Source organism: Sphingobacterium sp. T2 (genome assembly GCF_000814685.1).
GTDB lineage: Bacteria > Bacteroidota > Bacteroidia > Sphingobacteriales > Sphingobacteriaceae > Sphingobacterium > Sphingobacterium thermophilum.
In genome coordinates this window covers 1-3,735 of record NZ_JXAC01000063.1, presented here as the reverse complement: position 1 = coordinate 3,735, position 3,735 = coordinate 1, and the positions used below count along the sequence as shown (strand labels likewise).

The window sequence follows — 3,735 nt, the reverse complement described above, 5'->3', positions numbered from 1 at the left end:
TTCGTTTTCTTCCGCAACTTCTACCTCCTTTTCCTCAAAGACAGAAGTAAGACTAGGTACCGCTAGCGATGCTTTGACATTGCCCCATCCTTTTCCAGAGGTATAGGCACGTTTAGGTTCAGCAAAAGTTGTCGGCTTGTCAGAATTATTACTTTTCGGAAGGGAGGTCTGTGAAGGTGAAGCTACCGGCTTTGGTACTCCCATAGAGGTTACAGACTTTGTCTCGGGAGCTGCTGAAACTGCAGATGTGGATTTAACTGCTACAGGTTCAGGGAGTTTTTTTTTTACATCAACTTGTGCCGTTGAAATGCCCTTTACGCCAAGCTTAATGGCGGTAGCAATATGACACATTTTCAACAGAGCAAGCTCTACCTGCAAACGTTGGTTGCGGCTCGACTTATAGGAAATTTCGCATTGATTTGCAATATTCAAAGCGGAAAGTAACAGTCCTGTACTTAGATTGGCGGACTGCTCAAAATATTTTTTCTTCACATTTTCGCTGACGTCCAATAGCTTCAAGGTCTTAGGTTCTTTGGTAACCAGCAAATTGCGAAGATGGTTGGAAAGGCCGGCAATGAAATGTCCTCCGTCAAAACCTTTATTAAGGATGTTATCAAAAATTAGCAAGGCTTCTGCTGCATCTTCCGCAGCTATAGCCTGCATCAACCTAAAATAATAATCGTAATCCAGAATATTCAGGTTATCTATGACAGCCTGATAGGTAAGGTTTCTGTTTGAGAAACTTACCAGCTGATCGAACATGGAAAGTGCGTCACGCAAGCCGCCATCCGCCTTTTGGGCAATGACATGTAAGGCATCTGCCTCGTAAGTCACCCCTTCCTTCTGCGCAATATTAGCCAGATGATTTGCCATATCTTCTACCTTGATTCTGTTGAAGTCAAAGATCTGACAACGTGAAAGAATGGTAGGCAGAATCTTATGTTTTTCTGTCGTCGCTAAGATGAAAATAGCATACGAAGGAGGTTCTTCCAAAGTTTTAAGGAAAGCATTGAACGCCGCTTGCGAAAGCATATGAACCTCATCGATGATATAGATCTTGTACTTTCCCGACTGAGGGGGAATACGAACCTGCTCGATAAGGTTACGGATATCGTCTACCGAATTGTTGGATGCGGCATCCAGCTCATGAATGCTGAAAGAAGCCCCTTGCTGGAAAGACTTACAGCTAGCGCATTCGCCGCAAGCTTCTACCGTATCGGAAATATGCTCGCAATTGATTGTTTTTGCCAAAATACGCGCACAGGTAGTCTTACCAACACCCCTAGGACCACAAAACAAAAAGGCCTGAGCCAGCTGGTTGTTATGGATAGCATTTTTGAGGGTGTTAGTAATATGCTGCTGTCCCACAACCGAATCAAAGGTTACAGGGCGGTATTTACGAGCAGAAACAATAAAATTATCCATTAATACAAAGATACTATTTTACCGACAATTCAAATTAAGAAAATGGAGAAAAAGAAAAGGTTCAACTTTTCGTTGAACCTAACCCACCTTTAAACAAAGAGCTATTATTTATCTTCCGTATGAACCATAAGCCAAAGTACCGACCCTATAATGGCTCCTATCGTAGGGGCTACCATAAACAACCACAGTTGTGATAAAGCCTTACCTCCGGCGAAGATTGCCGGCCCAAAACTTCTTGCGGGATTTACCGAGGTTCCCGTCACCGGAATGGCAACCAAGTGTATCAATACCAAAGTTAAACCTATAGCGAGTCCTGCCATAGTGCTGTTTCCTAGCTTTGACGTTGTCGCCAAAATGAACAAACAAAAAGATAGCTGTCAACAAGGCCTCTACAATCAATGCTGCAGCCATATCGTATTCATTTTGATAGCCTTTACCCCAGCCATTGGACCCATAAGCCCACTCTGTTGCCGTAAAACCCCCCATCTGACCTGCCAAAATCTGCGAAAGCACAAAAGCTGCTAGTGTAGCCCCCGCAAATTGTGCTATAATATAAACTATAGCGTCTTTGGCGGCTATACGTCGGGCGCACAGCATCCCCACAGTCACAGCAGGATTGATATGACAACCGCTGACACCTCCTATGGCATAGGCAAATACCACTACGGACAAGCCGAAGGCCAAAGAAATTCCCAACAAACCAAGACCGGAGGTTCCAGCCAAAGTGGTGCCTCCCGCAATCGCAGCTGCCCCACAGCCGAACAATACTAAACCGAAAGTACCTATCAGCTCTGCAATAAACTTGGATGAAGTTTTAATTTCCACAACTAAACAATTTCTTGAGATAAAAAATAATTCATTTAACTAAAATTACTTTTATTAAAAACAAAAAGACATTCTTTTATAAATAAAAGAAATCATTTTTATAGATATTTTACTACAACGTTAGAGGTCTATGGTCCACCTTTTAGTGCCTATAAAGCTAAGCGGGACGTCATGCTCTACGTCCAATCCTGTTCCCCAATTGGAAAGGACAGTATTTTCTAAGATACCTTTAGTGCCTATACCCAACTTAAGAGCACCTATATGAAGTGGATGTGAAAAGAGAATGAATCATTAATTAAACGAATAATTAAAAAAAAATTAAAAATGAAATGGATGCTAGCTTTTGCCTGATTGTTGTAATAATTTCAATAGAATTTCCTTTTATAACCGATAGTCTATACCTTTAATCTTCAATTTCAGTATGTATAAAGACTTATGATACGTTCGGAAAATCTCTCATTCAAATATGCCTCATCGGATGTGATAACCTTTCCTACCATCCGGATCTCCAGACATCAACATACGTTGCTGCTGGGAGAGTCAGGATGCGGCAAGACGACCTTATTACATCTATTAGGTGGTCTTTCCTTCCCGCATTCCGGAAAAGTATTTATCGAAGATCAAGACATTTACTTATGGAATGAAGAAAAAAGGGAATTTGTTCAGAGCTCAAAATATAGGTTTTATCTTTCAGGATGCACACCTGCTCAAAAACCTGACCGTAGCCGAAAATATTATACTGGCACAATATCTGGCGAAAGCTAAACAGGACAAACAGGCTGTCATGGCTGTATTGGATAAATTGCAGATGCAAGAAAAAGCTGACGCCTATCCTCATGAGCTAAGTCGTGGCCAGCTTCAGCGCGCTGCCATAGCACGTGCCGTCATCAACAATCCAAAAATCCTCATTGCCGACGAACCTACGGCGGCACTGGATGACACCAACACCAAATATGTCATGGACTTACTTTTCGATACAGCCGAAAAGTTTGATGTGACCTTGCTTATCGCCACACACGACACAAGGATAAAACCGTATTTCCAAAACACATATCAGCTATAAGGAGAACGCAAAATCATGAACACATTATATCTTGTTTGGAAAAACATTACACAACAGATTGGATCCACATTGCTGAGTATACTTCTGACAGCGTTTGGCGTGTCTATACTCATAGTCATCTATTTCAGTGCCGCAACGTTCGAAAAACAGCTGGAAAACAACACAAAGAATATAGACCTAGTTGTTGGAGCTAAAGGTAGCCCCATGCAACTTATCCTTAGTTCGCTGTATCACGTAGACAATCCTACCGGCAACATCCCTCTCGCGGAAGCCGCTAAGATAGTAGACAATCCTCTCGTACAGTTGGCACGTACCCATCTCCTTAGGAGAACAACTATAAGCCACCGGTATCATAGGACGGACGCTACGTTCTTAGATACWATATGCTGTAAAATAAAGCCAGGGACGTCTTGTAGGAAAAA

3 protein-coding genes and 3 pseudogenes are annotated in these 3,735 nt (G+C 42.2%); 3 read left to right on the top strand and 3 right to left on the bottom strand.

The annotated features are described in order from the left end of the window. The 3 genes and pseudogenes from SD31_RS05195 to SD31_RS19925 all read right to left on the bottom strand — a co-directional run. The coding region (locus SD31_RS05195; RefSeq protein ID WP_039053366.1) for a DNA polymerase III subunit gamma/tau at positions 1 to 1,425 on the bottom strand (1,425 nt) is incomplete at its 3' end. 104 nt (positions 1,426 to 1,529) lie between these two features. Next, positions 1,530 to 2,250: pseudogene (locus SD31_RS05190) on the bottom strand (MIP family channel protein). A 120-nt stretch (positions 2,251 to 2,370) separates the two neighbouring features. Continuing rightward, a complete protein-coding gene (locus tag SD31_RS19925) occupies positions 2,371 to 2,496 on the bottom strand; it encodes a hypothetical protein (RefSeq protein WP_262506542.1) in 126 nt (41 codons plus the stop codon). Between the two features lie 189 nt (positions 2,497 to 2,685). Between SD31_RS19925 and SD31_RS19920 the strand changes: the two are divergent. The 3 genes and pseudogenes from SD31_RS19920 to SD31_RS05180 form a co-directional block, all read left to right on the top strand. Then, a pseudogene (locus tag SD31_RS19920) lies at positions 2,686 to 2,835 on the top strand (ATP-binding cassette domain-containing protein); the annotation flags it as partial. Positions 2,836 to 2,890: 55 nt separating this feature from the next. Then, on the top strand, positions 2,891 to 3,313 hold the full coding sequence (locus SD31_RS05185; protein ID WP_231561196.1) for an ABC transporter ATP-binding protein: 423 nt from the start codon (positions 2,891 to 2,893) through the stop codon (positions 3,311 to 3,313). Between the two features lie 15 nt (positions 3,314 to 3,328). Next, positions 3,329 to 3,735 (top strand): annotated as a pseudogene (locus SD31_RS05180) (ABC transporter permease); the annotation flags it as partial.

Excerpts from the sequence above, each read along its gene's own strand:
- SD31_RS05185 (WP_231561196.1), top strand. The coding sequence starts at position 2,891 with ATGAAGAAAAAAGGGAATTTGTTCAGAGCTCAAAATATAGGTTTTATC.